The 17,163-nt window shown below is 41.9% G+C and carries 12 protein-coding genes; 6 read left to right on the forward strand and 6 right to left on the reverse strand.

Annotated features, from left to right (window positions below):
* Positions 1-452: 452 nt before the first annotated feature.
* The 4 genes from AWB54_RS00090 to AWB54_RS00105 all read right to left on the reverse strand — a co-directional run bounded on the left by AWB54_RS00090 (position 453) and on the right by AWB54_RS00105 (position 8,384).
* Positions 453-1,439 carry a helix-turn-helix domain-containing protein gene (locus tag AWB54_RS00090; protein ID WP_061212617.1) on the reverse strand — a complete coding sequence of 329 codons (987 nt, stop codon included), beginning with the start codon at positions 1,437-1,439 and terminating at the stop codon, positions 453-455.
* Between the two features lie 268 nt (positions 1,440-1,707).
* Positions 1,708-4,212, reverse strand: a complete 2,505-nt coding sequence (locus AWB54_RS00095) for a serine hydrolase (RefSeq protein ID WP_061212618.1) — start codon at positions 4,210-4,212, stop codon at positions 1,708-1,710.
* A gap of 69 nt (positions 4,213-4,281) precedes the next feature.
* Positions 4,282-8,064 (reverse strand): S-layer homology domain-containing protein, encoded by a 3,783-nt coding sequence (locus AWB54_RS00100; RefSeq protein WP_061212619.1) that lies wholly within the window; start codon positions 8,062-8,064, stop codon positions 4,282-4,284.
* An 86-nt stretch (positions 8,065-8,150) separates the two neighbouring features.
* Complete coding sequence (locus tag AWB54_RS00105) at positions 8,151-8,384, reverse strand: hypothetical protein (protein WP_061212620.1); 234 nt, start codon at positions 8,382-8,384, stop codon at positions 8,151-8,153.
* A gap of 226 nt (positions 8,385-8,610) precedes the next feature.
* Here AWB54_RS00105 and AWB54_RS00110 point away from each other — a divergent pair, with 226 nt between their 5' ends.
* The 4 genes from AWB54_RS00110 (at position 8,611) to AWB54_RS00125 (ending at position 15,517) form a co-directional block, all read left to right on the forward strand.
* Positions 8,611-11,475, forward strand: coding sequence for a hypothetical protein (locus AWB54_RS00110; RefSeq protein ID WP_061212621.1), 2,865 nt, complete (start codon positions 8,611-8,613; stop codon positions 11,473-11,475).
* 268 nt (positions 11,476-11,743) lie between these two features.
* Positions 11,744-13,816, forward strand: coding sequence for a serine hydrolase domain-containing protein (locus AWB54_RS00115; protein ID WP_061212622.1), 2,073 nt, complete (start codon positions 11,744-11,746; stop codon positions 13,814-13,816).
* 101 nt (positions 13,817-13,917) lie between these two features.
* Positions 13,918-14,487, forward strand: coding sequence for a hypothetical protein (locus AWB54_RS00120; protein ID WP_061212623.1), 570 nt, complete (start codon positions 13,918-13,920; stop codon positions 14,485-14,487).
* 289 nt (positions 14,488-14,776) lie between these two features.
* Positions 14,777-15,517 carry an SGNH/GDSL hydrolase family protein gene (locus tag AWB54_RS00125; RefSeq protein WP_061212624.1) on the forward strand — a complete coding sequence of 247 codons (741 nt, stop codon included), beginning with the start codon at positions 14,777-14,779 and terminating at the stop codon, positions 15,515-15,517.
* A gap of 145 nt (positions 15,518-15,662) precedes the next feature.
* On the opposite strand, the gene AWB54_RS00130 is transcribed toward AWB54_RS00125, so the two are convergent.
* Complete coding sequence (locus tag AWB54_RS00130) at positions 15,663-16,025, reverse strand: type II toxin-antitoxin system HicB family antitoxin (protein ID WP_061212625.1); 363 nt, start codon at positions 16,023-16,025, stop codon at positions 15,663-15,665.
* Positions 16,018-16,197: a toxin HicA gene (locus AWB54_RS00135; protein ID WP_338064108.1), complete on the reverse strand. Its 180-nt coding sequence runs from the start codon at positions 16,195-16,197 to the stop codon at positions 16,018-16,020. Before AWB54_RS00135 ends, AWB54_RS00130 begins: the two co-directional genes overlap by 8 nt.
* Positions 16,198-16,479: 282 nt before the next feature.
* Between AWB54_RS00135 and AWB54_RS00140 the strand changes: the two genes are divergently transcribed.
* Complete coding sequence (locus AWB54_RS00140) at positions 16,480-16,854, forward strand: AbrB/MazE/SpoVT family DNA-binding domain-containing protein (RefSeq protein WP_082735919.1); 375 nt, start codon at positions 16,480-16,482, stop codon at positions 16,852-16,854.
* A complete protein-coding gene (locus AWB54_RS00145; RefSeq protein ID WP_061212627.1) occupies positions 16,854-17,144 on the forward strand; it encodes a type II toxin-antitoxin system RelE/ParE family toxin in 291 nt (96 codons plus the stop codon). Before AWB54_RS00140 ends, AWB54_RS00145 begins: the two co-directional genes overlap by 1 nt.
* Positions 17,145-17,163 lie beyond the last annotated feature (19 nt).

A 17,163-nucleotide genomic window follows, 5' to 3' on the forward strand; every position in this document is an offset into this window, starting at 1 on the left:
CGCTAATGGGGAAAAAAATAGCCTCCCGATATTCAGGTATTTTCCTGTTCGTGCTTGCACTCATGAATATCTCCAACGGATCTGACAGACTGGTTAAAAAGGTGGTTTTCCCCCAGCCCCACTCCTCCCTACTGGTGATAGTCCAATCATATGTAAAATGATGTCAATGGGGATAGTCAATTTAGTGCTATATTTTCTGTGGTTATGGCGATTTTGCAGTCAAAAAAAGAGCTCCGAACCATTACGCTCGGAAGCTCTCTGCTATTTTTTATATTAATTCTTTTTAAACGAGAGTTTTGCATCATTCAAAAAATGCAATATTGTCACTCTCAGCGATAGCGAAGCAGTGGTTGCCATTGGCGTCCAGGGCTGAAAGCGATGGGAAGGCAAGCGCGATATGCAGTCTGCGCGTCGATGAGTCTTAAGGGCCATAAATCAAATGAAAAATAGTATTATTTTTGGGTCATCATTGTTCGATATTGCGAAGGAGTCATGCCTAACTTGTCTTTAAATATTTTTGCCAAATTCCCGTTGTAATCCACTCCGCATTCCTCAAAGACCTGGGTTATGGACAAATTAGTATCGCACAATTTTTCCTTGAGCTTACCAATCTTTACTTCTTGATAATAGCTGTAGGGGGTCATGCCCGTATGTTGCTTAAACAAACGGGTATAGTGATACCTGCTCATGTGAACAATACCCGCCAGCTTATCTATGTCAAACTCCTCCCTCCAATGATTGTCTATGTATTCTTTTCCTTTGATAATTTCTTCTCTGTCCTGATAATACCTGGAGGTGATAAAAATAAACACGATAAACAACAATTTATTATTGCTGTCGCGTATAGGCAAGGCAGTTATGTTGTGATACATGCTTCCGTAAACTAACTCCTTGTCATCTCCCAACCGATCAACGATCTCCTGATGCGGTACTTTGACATCATAGGCGTAAACGGCTTCTCCCTGAAACGCCCGCACAGTGAAGTCCTTTACTCCCCACCTTTCCAGGTTGGGATTCTGCAATATATTATGTTTTTTATACAGTCTTTCTGGATTTGATATTTTAGCAAATTTTAAATATGCTTCATTGGCTAAAAGCATCGTACCGTCCGGTGCGCATATGTGCATAGGATAAGGAAAGTGCTTTACGATCTCTATAAACAGATCTTTGTTTTCATACAGCGACTGAAAAGACCTTGCGTTTTCATGCTTGTTTGTTTCATATACGTCATTGTCTTTGCCTGCCGCCGGTTCCTTTTCTTCTTGAATTGAGGCTTTTTTCCGTCTTCTATCCTCCGGTTTAACGGCATCTTCAGGAATAAGCCACAGGTTGCCCTTTTTCACCACGCCGGCTATTCTGCCCTCGGTACAATACAGCGTCACCATCCTGATCCCCAGTCCCCATTTTTCACCGGCTTCCTTCACGGTTATATACTCCATGCCTCATGCCACCCAAAATAATAAATCTTGCCATAACTATATTTCCAAATCAAGCATATTGCAAGTATTAGCAATGTATAATTATAACCTATACAAGTGCGAAAAATCCTGCTTCTTCTTAGGTGAATAACTTTTACATTTTTAGATAATTAATTAGGCTAGGGTGTGAACTGTAACCCAAAAAAGGAGGATGACTAAAAGCAAAGCGGATATTCATCAAATGGATAAGTCATCCTCCAGGTCTTTCATTGCAAGAGTGAACTATAGTCTATTGTATGCACTTTAACATCTTCAAAACCGTTGCAGCTGCTTCCCCGCGAGACATAGTATCCCCGGGCGCCAAAAGTTTATTGCTCCTTCCTTGAAAAATGCCCAGTTTTATAAGTAATGCCGCATTCGATTTAAGCTCTTGGTCAATTCCTTCCAAATCAGAAAAACCTTTTATCAATGAAACTTCTTCTTCTGTGGTCAGGTTAGCTTCGAAGCCTGTTAAAGCCATAACATCTGCTAAGACGGAAACAGCCTGCGTTCTGGTAATAGGTTGTTCGGCTTTAAAAGAAAGCGTTTCTTCTCCAGATGCCGAAAGATTATCCGGGGTTATGCCGGTGGCTCTTTGGATAAGTATCAAAAAGTCAAGCCCCGTCATATTTTTATCAGGCTGATACAGATTATTACCTGTTCCCTTCAGTATGTTGGCAGATGCCAGTTGATTTATGGAATCTTTTGCCCAATGGCCGCTTATATCTTTAAAGCGTTCAGAATTAGTAATTCTAAAAGTATCTCCCGATTTGCCGACAGCCAGAATATAGGCACCTTTTTCCGCATAGGTCTCAGGGCTGTCTGACATCAGACTGTCGTATGCCAAATTGAGTTCGGGAGAGAAGACCACAATTCTTCCTCCTTCGGGAATAGAAAAGCTCACAAGGTCGCTAAACCCCATCTTGCCTGCCTTGTTTTGACCGTTAGAATCAATTTGCAGAATATCACCTTCTGTGATAATTGGTAATTTGGAGGCATCTGAGTAGTAATGGCCATAATTATAGAGCAATGTCTCCCCTTCGATATTTTGCAGAAAGACTTCAAACTGATCCCTTAAATAGTTGAAGGACATCCAGGTACCTGTCGGGCTTTTAAGAGCTAACGGAGTATATGTTGCTCCGTCATCGACAAATATATATCCCGGTATTTCAGGAATTGTTACCGTCCGAATCATTTTCGTGAAAAAATCATATCGGTTCAGATTTCGGGGAACCCACACCCTTCCTGAAAATGCGCTTGTGTCTATATCATTTAGATTATTTAACTTCTCGCAACTTACAAATCCTGCATTTGAGCTGTCAGGATGAATCATCATTACCTTTCCTTCCGCATGCTCTGCAAAGGAATAGTTTAAGCCGCCCGGCTTATAAAACCTGCCATTTTCTTTATAAGTTAAAACACCTGCGGGCTTAAAACCTTTACCATCATAGGTTGAGAGAGTCATTCCATTTTTATCCGCAGAAATCTCCACCTTCATGATTTTATCGTCTGAGGTATAAAATCCCTCATAGCCCTTAAAATAATCCGGAATTTTGGCATCCTGAGGAGGGAGTATATCAGACGATGGTTTTTTCACAATTCCCTTTTCTTCCAGCAGGGCCTGCAATATGGCATTAGCAACTGCTGTGGGGTTTGCAGATCCCGCAAAAATAACCGCTACATTTATATGCTCTTTGGGCAATACATAGAGCTGGGAAAAGTATTGAAGCGTACCGCCATTTTTCGCCAGTACGTCAACGCCTTGATTCTTGAATTTGTGGACTTGCACATAGTCCCAGCCCAATCCCGCATTGAATATCGGTTCTCCCGCCGGGACTGTTTCGGGGCCATATTGAACTTTGGTATATTCTTCAATCATGGCTGGATTCAAAATAGTTTCTGATTGAAGAATCTCTCCGTATTGGCAAAGATCAATTGCTGTGGAGGATATTCCTCCGCTTCCAAGGATGTTTACATATTCAACGGGTAACGGCGCTATACTATCTTTTTCATATACTCTTGCAATATTTTGGTTGCCATCTTTAAAGTATGCGCTTGTGTTATCAAGGCTCATCTTATTGAAAATTCTCTTCTCAAGGAAATCCGGGAAGCTCATGCCTGAAACATGCTCGATAACAGCCTCGGCAATTGTGAAGCCATCGTTGCAGTAAATGCTTATTTTCCCCGGATCATTCACCAAATTGCTGATTTTTAATCTTTCCAGTGTTTCCTCTACGTAGTTTCTATTTTTTACTGCTGTAAAACCATCTTTAGTATTTGTTCCCGGAAAGCCTGAGGTATGATTAAGCAGCATACGGATGGTGATGTCTTTGTACCTGCTATCATTCATTGTAAAATTAGGAATATAGTCTGTGACAGGCTTATCCAGTGAAAGCTTACCTTCCTGCTCCAGTACAAGGACAGAAGCAGCTGTAAAGATTTTGCTGACGGAGCCTATGTTAAACTGTGTATCTGTTTCTACTCGAAGGTTCTTAGCGCGGTCCCTCAAGCCAAAACCTTCTGCATAAACTATCCTGCCATCCACCATGATGGCTACCGTTGCACTTGACGATATGCCGGTTGACAATTCCTTTGCCACGGCCTCCCGTGCCGCTTTAATTGATGCTTCATAGCCTTGAGCCATATCTGTTGTAACTGCATAAGCAGAAAGATTTGTCACTCCCGGCAACTGAATACAGGTTAAAAAAAATACCATAACTATCAATTTAACTAAAAATATGGTTGACTTTTTCATTTTGATTCCTCCTTATCGTACTTTTTAAAAACCCCTTGCAGTCATCCTCAAATTGTGAATATATAACACCTATTTATTAATCAAACCCGAATGGAGGAGAAGCCTGCGCACCATGATTGTGGTCTCGGCTCTTGTAATGTTGTCCAGAGGAGCTATCCGGCCGTTGTCTCTGCCGGTAACAACACCTGTCTTTACGCATTTTGACACAGAATCCTTAGCCCAGTCAGAAACATCAGCATTGTCGTCGAATGCCGCAAGAATGTCGCTTACATCTATCTCAAGCTCTTCTCCCAGCTTGGTAGCACCCATGGCTCGCGCTAAAATTGCCATAGCTTCCTGACGGGTGATATTTCCGTCAGGTTTAAATGTCCCGTCATCATAGCCCCTAACTAAACCATAGTATGATGATGTTGAAATGTATTCCCTATACCATTCGCCTGCCTTGACATCAAAGAAATCATTCTTATATTCTTCCGCTCTAAGCCCTAATGCCCTAAGCATAACTGCCGAAAACTCAGCCCTGGTTATATTGCGCTCAGGCTCGAATAAATCATTGCCCACTCCGCTGATTATCAATCTTGAGGCCATATCGTTGACATCTTTCTCTGCCCAATGGTTTTCAACATCCCGAAAGGTTTTCGGGCTATAGATTAACAAGTAGGCGCTGTTGGTCAGGCTGTTGATTTTTGCATAATATTTGCCGTCTATCATTGCAATGACTGTAGGCACATGGGAAAAGGTTCCGTCGGAATTCAGAATAACACCTGTCGTAATTTTGGACGGATCGACACCTTCAGGTATCGCAATCATCCTTTCTACATATGCGTTGAATTTGGAAACCTCCACGGTCTTGCTTCCGCTTGAGCAGGTAATTTCAAACTCAATGGGCTTTACGATAATTTGATAATTGTTTTTGTCTGCGGTATCTTCAACGATTTTAACAGTATCTGTGGCCGGCTCAGATATTTTTACGCTTACCGCAATATCCTTCAATTCCACCTGTTTTCCGATCTGTTCTGAAACGGCGTCAATATTTATTTGGGATGCCGGCAGCGTATAAGTAATCTGTCCGGTTTTAATTTCAAGAACAGCATCTTTGCTTGCCATGTTCTTGACGGTATGGCCGTTCAGAGTACCGATGACAACATCCGCACCGCTCATAACCGGAATGGTTACAACTGCATGGTTGCCTTCCCGTGCCAGTGTCTCTTCCACTTTTTTATCGTCTATAACAACGGTTGTAACCTTTTTATCGCCTTCCCGGGTGGTGGTTGCCGCAGCGACCGTTTCGGACTTGCCGTTGGCATTATTCGTACTTTGCGAATTTGAAGGAGAACCAAGCGAATTGCCATTTCCCGCACTGGGAATGGGTATTATGTCTATATTCACGGTCTGAGTATTTGAATATTTGCCACTAGGGCCTTTTACTCTATATGTAAAAGAATCATGACCTACCTGTTTCATATCATGAGTACAATATTCAAATTGATTATCTCCGGTAATGGTTACGGTTCCCTTTTTGGCCTGCTCTACAATCTCAAAGGTAAGCTTCCAGTCAGTGCCATCATTACTTGATCCGGCGTCATACGATCCTATCAACCGGCCTTCAAGAGTTGAACCTGCGTACACTGTCCATCCCCGTACATCCGAAACAACCCAGCTGCCGTCTGTCATATTAACCAAGGTTCCATTATACGATCCTTTTGAATCTATAACGGTGGTTCCGCTGCTTTGATTGAGTTTATAGTAATAAACCAAATTACCATACTTATGGTGTGAGCTATCTACGCCCCTGTACATCCAAGCTACAATTTCATCAGGATTCAGTGCAGTATTCCAAAATTGGATTTCATCCATTCGTCCGCTAAAAAATTGGTTGACTGCGGTTGTACCACCAATACTAATATTACCCGCTAAAGGCGCAGGTGCGTAAAAGTGCATGGAATCTAAGGTCATTTCATAATACTTTGTCCCATTTGCATAAACTATTACACTTTCTCCTGACTTCGTAAGCGCAATATGAGTCCACTGGTTCATCGGAATCTTGGTGATATTGGTTAATGATATTTCGTCATTCCAAGGAAAAGCATTTTGCCAGCTGTAATTTAGCCCATTAAATCCAAAGTACAGGTATCCTTCATCGTCATTATATTTAATAAATCTAAAATCTAAACCTAAAGATCCCCTAGTTTCATCTCCTTCTTGGCGATATAGAGTTTGGTATGGTTCATTTTCTCTGGGGAAAATCCACATAGATATGGTAAAATCCGAATTGCCTCCTATCTTGGTATCTTCGAATGGGACATTAATCCGCCCTTGCGAATTTTCAGGAAAATCCAGCGCACTGCCAAACCCCGCGACCGGTTTGGCATAGTCATGGGCGTTAAGGATTATTCTGCTGTTTTGAACATCCCCTGGATTTATACTTATTAAAGGTCCTGCTGACTCTAAACTAATATATTTGCTTTGTGCTGATTTATCCACAAAAAATCCGGTTATCCCTTCACTATTGATTACATGTTCTTGTTCATTCAAAGTTATCTTATTTTCATTTTCAGGTGACAAATTTTCTACTTCTAATCTTACATATGTTAAATCTGTACCTTTGACGTCACCACGCTTAATAATAGTTTTTCCTACACCATATCTTCCATTTCCTATATCTGCACCACCGCCTCCTCCGGTAGCAATAACCGTGGGATAGTTATTGATAATTATAGTGCCTCCGGAACCTCCACTTAATCTGGGATGACCTCCACCGCCGATTCCCGCACTGCCATTGCCTCCTGTGGCTATGACTGTTCCGTTGTTAATTGTCACATTGCCACCGTCGCACCTCTCGCCCCCTCCTATTCCCGCAGCATAGTCACCGCCTGTTGCTGTAACTGTTCCGCCGTTTATGGTAATCTCTCCGATATAAGAGCCTAGGGCTCTTCCGCCGATGCCTGCGCCACCACCGTAACGGGCTATGGCTGTGACTGTTCCGCCGTTTATGGTAATCTCTCCGCTAGATCCTTCGGCTCCTCCGCCGATGCCTGCACTGCCGGCAACGCCTGTGGCATTGAGGGAGCCCCTCTCATCCCCCTTTGATTGTGCGTAAATTGTCAAACTATTATCTTTGGGGACGTTGATGCCCGCATCATCCCGCTTCCCTCTGATGGTAAGGGATGAACTATCTGCCAGGATTAGATGAACATTACCACTTACAGTGATTGCACCGGTTCTATTGATATTGCCTTCCACTATATACCAGCCCTCATTTAGAGTGGCGGTCTTCGAGGTTATTTTAGCAACAGTTTTATTCCCCGTATTTTTTGTCACGCCGTTTTCGTCTATATAAGTGTATCCCCCTTCAGCCCTAAGCCCAGCACCCATCATCAGGTTCTCGCCAGGTTCTTCTTCCGCACTTTCCCCTATTTCTTCTTTTATATCCTCTTCCGTCAGCTTTGCTTGATAAAAAGCGACTATCCGGGCTCCTTCTTCCGTATCAATATCGTAAATCTGCAGATAATTGCCTGCCGCAACACCGGCGGTTATATCTGCACCTGACTCATAGTCTGCAATCATGGTATCTCCGGTTGTTGGGGCCGTGTCTCCCACCCGAGGTGTTGCAATCTCCTGCTCCGTTATATTAACAAGCAAGTTCCCATAAACATAGCCGGTAACCGTTGCTGAAGTGGCCCCTGTCGTTTCCCCAGGGGATAAAGTTACAGCCAGCAGAGGCACAAACTCAGGCCCTGCTATGTGGTCACTTGAATCTTCCGCCAACACTGGTGACACACCAACAAACACCTGGAAGAGCATCGACACAATCAATACAACAGTCATCCTTTTTTGAATCGTTTTAAACATTCTTTATGCCCCCCAATCTATTCACAAATATTAAGTTATTATCCTTAAACATCAACATTTAATCTCAACATCATTTCATTATTCCGTTATCCCGCTAACCTTTTGCCGTAACCTAATCTGCTGCATTCAAAAACAGTCACCGTTTTTAGATCTGCTCCATAAGGAAGAGAGGACCATATGTCACAGTGCGGGCAAGTCTTTTCATATGAAACCATGAATAAGGCATCGTTTTTGCAGCAGCACTTCCCCAGGCAGGGAAACATTTCCTCATCCACACCACAGTCCTCATCTGGAATTTTTTCTATCATATCAGTATTCATCTAAATCACCTCATTTTACGACCAAGCTGTATATCAGCAGTGCATACTACTGTTCAGATAATTTTAAAACACCGGCAATTAACAAAACCGTGAACATAACTGCAAAACTTTTTTAAAAACTTTCTCATTCCGACTTTTTTATCATAATTCTTCGTATGCTTCCCGCAATTTTCCCTAATTTGTGTTACAATTTACCAATCATATATTAGTTGTGGAGTGTATGTGCATGTTCAATATACCAAGCGCGAGGCTGACGATTCCCCGAGCCGCCGCAGGAGAAATTGTACGCCAAAATTTAATAGATACCGTCCTTAACAGTCCAACAAAGCTTGTGTATATCCATGCCGGCGCGGGTCACGGCAAGACGACCCTTCTGTCGCAATTTGCAAACAGCACCGAAAAGGTCGTCTGGCTTTCTCTGGACGGAGAAAACGATATTTTTACCTTTATAAACACGCTCTGCGAGGCTGTAAAGCAGACTTTCCCGGAATTTGACTTCTCCGCCTCGGAATACCTGCCCTTTTCCGAAAAGAACAATTTCATCTCCATGCTTGCGGGTGCACTGATCTGCAGCATTGAAAATATTTCCGGTGATTTTGTCGCCATCATGGACGATCTGCATACCATAGAAGAAGACGAGGTCAAAAAGCTTATCACCTGCCTGATCAAGTATCTCCCTAACAATGCCAAGCTTTGTTTCGGCAGCAGAGAGGCTCCTTGGCAGGATTTTTTATCGTTTAAAGTAAAGGGCAAGATCACAGAACTGACCCAAAAGGAGCTTGCGTTTACAAGAGAAGAAATCGTCGGTATCCTGGGTTTTGACGATCCCGCCATTTACGGTTCCACGGAGGGGTGGCCTCTGGCCATCCGTTCTTTCCAGGTATTGCTGGAGAACGGTATATCCATTGGCGACATTACTTCCTACGGCAATGAAACTTTGTATGCCTACCTTTTCCGTGAATGCATAGCCAATCTGAACTCCGACATGGTGGATTTCCTTAAAAAATCCGCCTGCTTTGACGTGCTGGACGCACAGATGCTGGATAATGTCCTGAATAAAAAAAATACACGACTCATGCTGGAAAGCCTTGTATCCAGAAATATATTCACCATCAAAACAGGCGACGGGTTTTATCGCTACCACGCGCTTTTCAGAAGCGGCCTGCTGGAAACGGGAGATAAGGACCAAATGCCTTTACTGAGGCAGAAAGCCGCCCGGTACTATTTTGATCATAAGCAGTATTCAAGGGCAGCCCGGTACGCCATTGATTCGAAGGATGACGAACTTCTGGAAAATATAATCCTCGCATGCTACAGAGATTACATAAAAGCCGGCAATTACAATGAGCTTCGGATATGGTTCCGGGCGCTTAATGATGCGGCGGTCGAACTAAATCCAAGAATTCTTGTAGCCAAGGGTGCTTTTCTGTCCGTTCTCGGAAATTTTGTACAGGCCAAAGCATGCCTTGAGGCAGCGATACCCTTAATGAACAGAGACGATAAGGAGCTTTATTTTGAGGCTATGATGCATAAGGCAAGGGTTCTCCGTAATTTCGTTTCATTCGAAGAATCAAACAGGCTGCTTGATGAGTTGATCGCCAAGCTTGACGATCCGACTGGGGAACTGGCATATTCTGTAGTCATCGAAAAGCTGTACAACCTGTGCTGGAATTCGCAGATAGGCGAGGCCTATGCTCTTGCACGGCATATGATAGAGAGCTGCGCCCATGTCGGCAATATTAAGATCATGCGTTGGTTTGAAAGGTATCTTTGCACAATTCAATTTTTTGCCGGCAGGATGAAGGAGTCGGTTTACTATTACGAAAAATCCCTTGAGCTTCCCGAGGATGAACTGAACTATTTGGGTATGCACAGTACGGGCATCTATGTGGCCAAGGCTTATCAGATGCTGGGAGAACGAAGCCGTTCACTGTCCGCACTGTCGGAGGAGCTTCAACGGCTCAGGAATACAGGAAACTATGAGGAAATGTGGGCAGGCTACCTGTTGGCAGCTGAAATTCACTTTCAGAATACCTTTATTGATAAAATGAACGGCGAAAACGCATCCTATGAAACCGCCGTAAAGTATTTTACCTTGGCGGACGAGTATGCGCCTCTTTACCGTAAAACTAATTTTCAGATGCATTGGGCAAAAATGCAGCGTCTTACCTACAGCCTTATTTTTACGGATGACCCGAAGGAAGACATTGTTCGGGAAATCTTTGAAAATCTTGACCAGGCGGGAGCTTATTTAAAAAGCCTTGTCCTGGCCAGACTTATGGGGTATTTTTCCGCTATATCCGATTATCCGAACGCGGTTAAATGTGCGAACCTGTGCATAGAGACAGGAGAGAGCTCCGGTATGCTCCTTCATGCGTCGCTGGCATACGGAGTACTTGTAAGAGCGGCAATCGAGACAAAGGATCATGAAAAGGCGACCAGCCTGACAGGGCGTTATCTTAAGCTTTGCTCCGACCATGGGTTCTATGAATATTTCAGGTTGCGGAAGGCTTACGACCCAGTCCTGGAATTTGCGTATAACTACGGAATAGAGCCTGAATTTACCAAGCAGATGATAGAATTTGCCGGATACCGACCAAAGAAAGTATATATTGAAACATTGGGAGCCTTTACCGTTTATCAAGACAGAAGCAGGCAAAAGCTTTTAAAATTTAGGTCGAAAAAGGAACGTGAACTTTTGGCCTTTCTGCTCGATGCAGGCGACCAGGGGGCTACAAAAGAACAAATATATAACGCTATTTGGTGGGAATCGGAATCCAATAATATAAAAAACCTGATTGCGGTAAATCTGAGGCACATAAAAAATGACCTTGAATGTGCCGGCATAATGGAATCAGTCATATACCGGGAAAACCGCTATTTTATCTGCCGGGACGAAATTGCGTGCGATATCGACCTTTTTGAAAGGATATATGAAGAATTTAAGCTTCATAATACCAAAGTGCAAGCAAAAAATCTTTTATCCCTATACAAAGGAGAATACTTATCAGATTTCGAAGCACTTTGGGCTACTGCGAAAAGAATCAGGTATCACGAAATTTATGAGGAAGCCGCAAAGTATTGTCTATAAAGCAGAAGGCCTCCATCATCCCTGAAATGCAAGTGGTCTTTGGCAGCTATTCTTTTAATACGGTACAGCGAAAATTTAAAACGCGTTTCTTTACACAGATCAAACGATTACCTATTGTCAACATCTTTTGCGCATTCTTTAGTTAAATTTGTTGCCTTTTTGTTAGCCTGGTAATATAATGCAAAGACAGCTGGCAATTTTGGGCGATTGCTGCGGCTAGAACCAGGATAACTGGAAAAAGAAAAGGAATACGGAGGATGACAACAGTATGAAAAAACTAAAAACACCTTGGTTTTATGTAGTGGTGGCAATATTTATGATGTTTCCAAGCATTGCATTTGCTGAAAACGATATTTATACTGATGTCAAAAAATCAGCCGTTGAATTGGCTGAAGTTCTTGTAAATGACTATAAAGTTTCCGGAGTTCAGTATGCGTTGATTTCTGATGGGAAAATTGTCGTTTCAGGTACATCCGGAATTTTTCACAAAGCTAATATCAAGACCTTAGATAATAAATCAATATTTGGCATAGGTTCAATAAGCAAAATGTTTCCTGCCACTGCCATAATGCTGCTTTCAGATCAAGGTAAATTGAACTTAGATGAACCGGTCGCAACCTATCTTCCGGAATTTAAAATGGCAGATGAACGCTATAAAGAAATAACTGTAAGGATGCTTTTAAACCATTCTTCGGGAATAATGGGCAGCCTCTATGTTAACAGTGGAATGTATGATTACCCAACTACACTTAATCATGATAATTTTTTAAAAGAGCTTGCCAAACAAAAATTAAAGGGAGATCCAGGAGAATTTTCCGTTTATTGCAATGACGGATTTACTCTGGCAGAGCTTGTTGTTGAAAAGGTTAGCGGCATGAGTTTTTCAGAATTTATAAAGAAAAATATTACGGAACCTCTTGGCATGACTAATACCAAAACACCTCAAGACGACTTTGATAGAAATCGTCTTGCAAGAACATTTATAAATGAAAAAGAAACACCTATCGAAACTTTAAATATGATCGGAGCAGGCGGAGTATACTCAACAGCTGAAGACTTATGCCGATTGGGACAAGCCTATATGAACGACCCGGGATATGCAGCTGCGGCAAAACTATTATCTCAGTATGCAAAGACCAAGACGATGCAAAAAGAGTATCTGAGAAGTATAGGGCCTGAACAGAACGAAGGACTTTTTGGCTATGGTTTAGGCTGGGATTCAGTTGATGCATATCCATACAGCCAATACCATATTCAAGCATTAGTAAAGGGCGGTGATACAGGCTTGTATCATGGCAGCATGATAGTGCTTCCTGAATACAATATGGCTTTTGCGGCTGTGTTATCAGGCGGTTCCAGCTTCTACGGACAAGTAATGGGTCAAACATTGCTTCTTAAAACCCTGTTAGCCGAAAATGATATTACAGAAATTATTCCACCTAGAGACCTTCAAGCACCGGTTCTATCCTCGATGCCATTAGAACAAACTTCATATGCAGGTATCTATGCTAACAACGCCATGGTTATGAATGTAAGTGTTGGAACAGAGGGGAAAATCACTATTTCGGCTTTATCACATAAAGATATACCTGATGAAATTTATCTTTATACATCTGAAGGTGTATTTGTCAACGAAGATGGTAGCAAAAAGTTGACTTTTGTGAATGAGTCAAATGGGAAAACATATATACAGATCAAGCAATTTTTTAATTTGCCTAATATGGGACAGACGGTTATGACTTCATATGAGTATGAGAAAACAGAGCCTAATATTATAGATGATGTATCGCAAAAAGCATGGGATGAACGAAACGGAACAAAATATTATATTGTAAATGAAATTCCTCAAAGTCAGGCTTATCATAAGCTGGAAAGCTCGCATTTTGAAATCACCACCAATAAAGAATTGCCAGGCTATGCCGTACAATATAAAATTGTTGATTCTGATACGGCTTGGCAAGATGTACAAATTCCTCTTATGGCAGGCCGCGATTTAGGAACCCTTGAAATTTCAAATATTGACGGGAAAGAATATCTTTCAAATGCTGGCTCGATTTTTATTAGTGAAAAAGATATGGCCGATATGTATGCGGGGGATAATGCTATCTGCACAATCCAGGAGAACGGATATGCTCGATGGTATACTATCAGCCAAAATGATGCCGGTAAAACAATGACGGTTAATTTGCCGGAAAACGCGTCATTTGCTGTTTATGATGAAGAATCGTGTGTTTACTATTCTACGGTAAACGGTAATCAAGCAGTGAAGCTTCCCGAAAATGGAAAGGTTGTTTATATAGGAGAGGCTCCAGGAGACTGTTTTACTATTACCACCAAATAAGAAATTATAAAAATCAATGATATTGACCTTGTGAGAGCAGCAAGCATAACTGTCCGTATTTCAAGTTATTGGAGGGTCAAGGGGGACAGGTTCCTTGTCCATTGATTACAGCAAAGGAAGGAAGAGAAAAGAAAATGTTATTGCCTGATTTGAATTTTGCGACAATAAACTCACTAAAACCGGTTGAGATAGTTATTACCGAGGCTTCCCGGGCATTAAAAGATCAAGACCGGGTTATTGGCAGCAGTGAAATTGCTAATGTACTTAGGATAACTCTTCAAACTATTGCTGAAGCTGATATTTCTTTTCGCGCTATTTATGCATACGGTACAAGCAAAATAAGCAATCCCGAAGAATATATTCCATCTGAGGATGCTGCCGGCACCTTTATAAGTTCACATCTGCCATACTTGACACCAGGTCTTAATGATGGGCTATTAGCTCTAGTTGGATCTATTTTCTTTCTGGTTTTTAGGAGAAAGAAAATTAAACAAAAAGAACAGATTTTGTATGACGAAGCTGTGGCCAGAGAGAAATCCCTTCGTAATCAGCTTCTGTTAGAAGCTAATGCATCACAGGAACGAATCGACTATCTAAAGAGCATTCTTGCACTGTTAACCTATGCGTTAAAAGAACTTAAGCGAGATTTAACAGTATTAAAAGCTAACTAAACATTTTATAGAAAGGAAAGTCTAATTTAATTTCCCATCCAAAAAGAAATAGTGCAGGAGTTGTCTTCGCTCGATAAGCCTTTAAATCTACTGTACTGGGAATGGAGGGGATGAATCAAAGGCTTGGATGTTCTGACTCTTTCCAGATTTTTAATAATGATAGGGATCAATTGTCATTACCTCCTCCATTAAATAAGAGCTTTGATGAACCTGTTGTTGTTTGACCTATGCAATTAGGCATGATATGTTGTGTATATAATGGTACCTATTAATGATAGAAGGTGATTATATGAGAGAGATGAACAATGGCGATAACATCAAAATCCTGGTGTCAGGGGATTCAATCTCTAAAGGGGTAATATATGATGAAACCAAGAACAGATATATTGTACTGCAAGACAATTATGTGGATACAATCAGCACTAAAATTAGATGTTCTGTTAAAAATGTTTCAAAGTTTGGCAGTACTATAACCAGAGGAATTGGTAAACTGGAAAGATACATTAGTAAAGAAAACCCGGATATGGTTTTAATTGAATATGGCGGGAATGATTGCACCTTTAATTGGGATGAAGTAGCAGATAACCCCTATACCGACCATTTGCCCCAGACAGAAATCAAAATATTTGAAACAGCCCTTCGTGAGACTATAGAACTGCTAAAAAATATTAAAGTTACTCCCGTGCTGATGACCTTGCCTCCGCTTAACGCTGATAAATATTTAGAATGGGTTAGTAAAAACAACCCTATTGCCCAGAGTAATATTCTTAAATGGCTGGGAAACGTTGCGGAAATTTATTACTGGCAGGAAAAATACAGTTTAGTCATTAGCAAAGTTGCCGAAGAAACCCATACCAAATTCATTGATGTCAGAAGTGCATTTTTGCAGTTCCCTGACTTCACTAAAATAATTTGCAGAGACGGAATGCACCCCAACCGGAACGGACAAAAGGTAATTGCCGACAAAGTTATGGATTATATCAAAACAGGTTATGATTATCTACTAATAAAGAAACCTTCGACAATATGAGTGCTACGGTACATTATTCCGCAGCACTTCTTATATTTCTTGCCACATCCGCATGGATGTGGGCCATTTCGGCCGATATCAATTATGCCGTCCCAGACACCGGCGTAGTCGCAGTCCATAAATAGCTGCGGCAGCAGGTTAATCCTTAAAAAGGCCGAAGTCCAACGGCACGAGAAAGGGTATAAGTTATAAACTGGTTTAAGCTTACTCCTTCGGAACTGGCCAGCTCAACAAGCGTACGATGCAATGTCTTGGGAACCCGAACATTGAATTTTCCTGAGTAATCGTCTTCTTTGCCAGGCTCCGGGATCTCCTTGCCGTCTTCCAGAGCTGCAAGCAACCAAAGCCTTTTAGCATCATCTATCATTCCCACAATTTCTTCTTTTGTTTCTGCCTGAGTAATGCATCCCTTTAAATCAGGTATTTCAGCCACATACCCGCCTTCATCACAAGCAACAAGAACCACCTTATAAGGGAGGGCCATGTAGTAATCAAGGTCTTTATTCATCGATTTTACCTCCTTCCAGTAGCTTTATAGCTCTTTCAACATAAACAGCTTTAATATGCGGTTGGTCAAAAGGCACAACCAGGGAATCCCCGTCTTTTGTGTAAATATAGTGGCTGGAACCGCCGCCCGGCTGCCTTCGTTCGAATCCAGTCCTGATTAATATTTTGTCCAACTCCGCAAACCTTACCTGTTTAGGGTTATTCCTTATATCACTATCTATTACCGATACAAATTATACCACTGTTTCCCATAATCGCCACACCTGTAAAAATAGAAACTGTCTCCTCTTCGATGAAACCTGTGCCTCTTCATACAAATAAGAACAAAGCCTAATAGAATATGCTTATTCCTGCCCCCCTACACTTGAGTTTTCTTTGTTTCTTTGCTATGATTAATCAAAGATTCTTTGAATGCTTTCTTTTGAATCAGCATAGACTACCAAAGGAGGACAGTAATGTCTCAAGTTAAAACCAAAGGAGAAAATCCTATGATAAAGAAACGCATCTCGGTGTCTCAGAAACGCCAGATAACCATACCGATTGAGTTCTATAACAGCGTCGGCATTGACAAGGAAGTAGAATGCTACGTCCAAAACAATGCCATCGTCATCCGTCCCGTTCGGGAAAGCGGCGGAGAATTTGACGAACAGATTTTGGCTGATTTAATATCCCAAGGTCTTTCCGGACAAGAACTGCTTGATAAGTTTAAGGAAACCCGTCGCCAAGTTCGTCCCGCTGTGGAACGCTTGCTTGAGGAGGCCCGTCTTGCAGCTCAGGGCCACGCATCAAGCGATAACTATGAAGATGTCTTCGGCTCGGAGGCAGACTGATGACCAAATTAGTCATTTTGCCTCCTGCCGCACGCTATCTTAAAAAGCTTAAAGAGAAACCGCTAAAAGAAAAATTTCAAGCTATTGTCGATCAGATTCTAAGGAATCCTTATTATGGTGAACCTAAAACCGGTGATCTTAGCGGCGTATATTGCTGCGATATCTTCCACAATAAAACCAACTACGAGTTGGCCTATACCATCGTTGAAGAAGGTGGCGAAACCGTTGTTGTTATCCTTGCAGGCACCCGCGAAAACTTCTATGAAGAACTGAAGCGATACATGAAGTAAGCGGGATACCACTTAATCA

It is taken from the genome of Syntrophomonas wolfei subsp. methylbutyratica (genome assembly GCF_001570625.1).
Classification (GTDB): Bacteria; Bacillota; Syntrophomonadia; order Syntrophomonadales; family Syntrophomonadaceae; genus Syntrophomonas; species Syntrophomonas methylbutyratica.

Excerpts from the sequence above, each read along its gene's own strand:
- AWB54_RS00090 (WP_061212617.1), bottom strand. The coding sequence starts at position 1,439 with ATGGAGTATATAACCGTGAAGGAAGCCGGTGAAAAATGGGGACTGGGG.
- AWB54_RS00095 (WP_061212618.1), bottom strand. The coding sequence starts at position 4,212 with ATGAAAAAGTCAACCATATTTTTAGTTAAATTGATAGTTATGGTATTT.
- AWB54_RS00100 (WP_061212619.1), bottom strand. The coding sequence starts at position 8,064 with ATGTTTAAAACGATTCAAAAAAGGATGACTGTTGTATTGATTGTGTCG.
- AWB54_RS00105 (WP_061212620.1), bottom strand. The coding sequence starts at position 8,384 with ATGAATACTGATATGATAGAAAAAATTCCAGATGAGGACTGTGGTGTG.
- AWB54_RS00110 (WP_061212621.1), top strand. The coding sequence starts at position 8,611 with ATGTTCAATATACCAAGCGCGAGGCTGACGATTCCCCGAGCCGCCGCA.
- AWB54_RS00115 (WP_061212622.1), top strand. The coding sequence starts at position 11,744 with ATGAAAAAACTAAAAACACCTTGGTTTTATGTAGTGGTGGCAATATTT.
- AWB54_RS00125 (WP_061212624.1), top strand. The coding sequence starts at position 14,777 with ATGAGAGAGATGAACAATGGCGATAACATCAAAATCCTGGTGTCAGGG.
- AWB54_RS00130 (WP_061212625.1), bottom strand. The coding sequence starts at position 16,025 with ATGAATAAAGACCTTGATTACTACATGGCCCTCCCTTATAAGGTGGTT.
- AWB54_RS00140 (WP_082735919.1), top strand. The coding sequence starts at position 16,480 with ATGTCTCAAGTTAAAACCAAAGGAGAAAATCCTATGATAAAGAAACGC.
- AWB54_RS00145 (WP_061212627.1), top strand. The coding sequence starts at position 16,854 with ATGACCAAATTAGTCATTTTGCCTCCTGCCGCACGCTATCTTAAAAAG.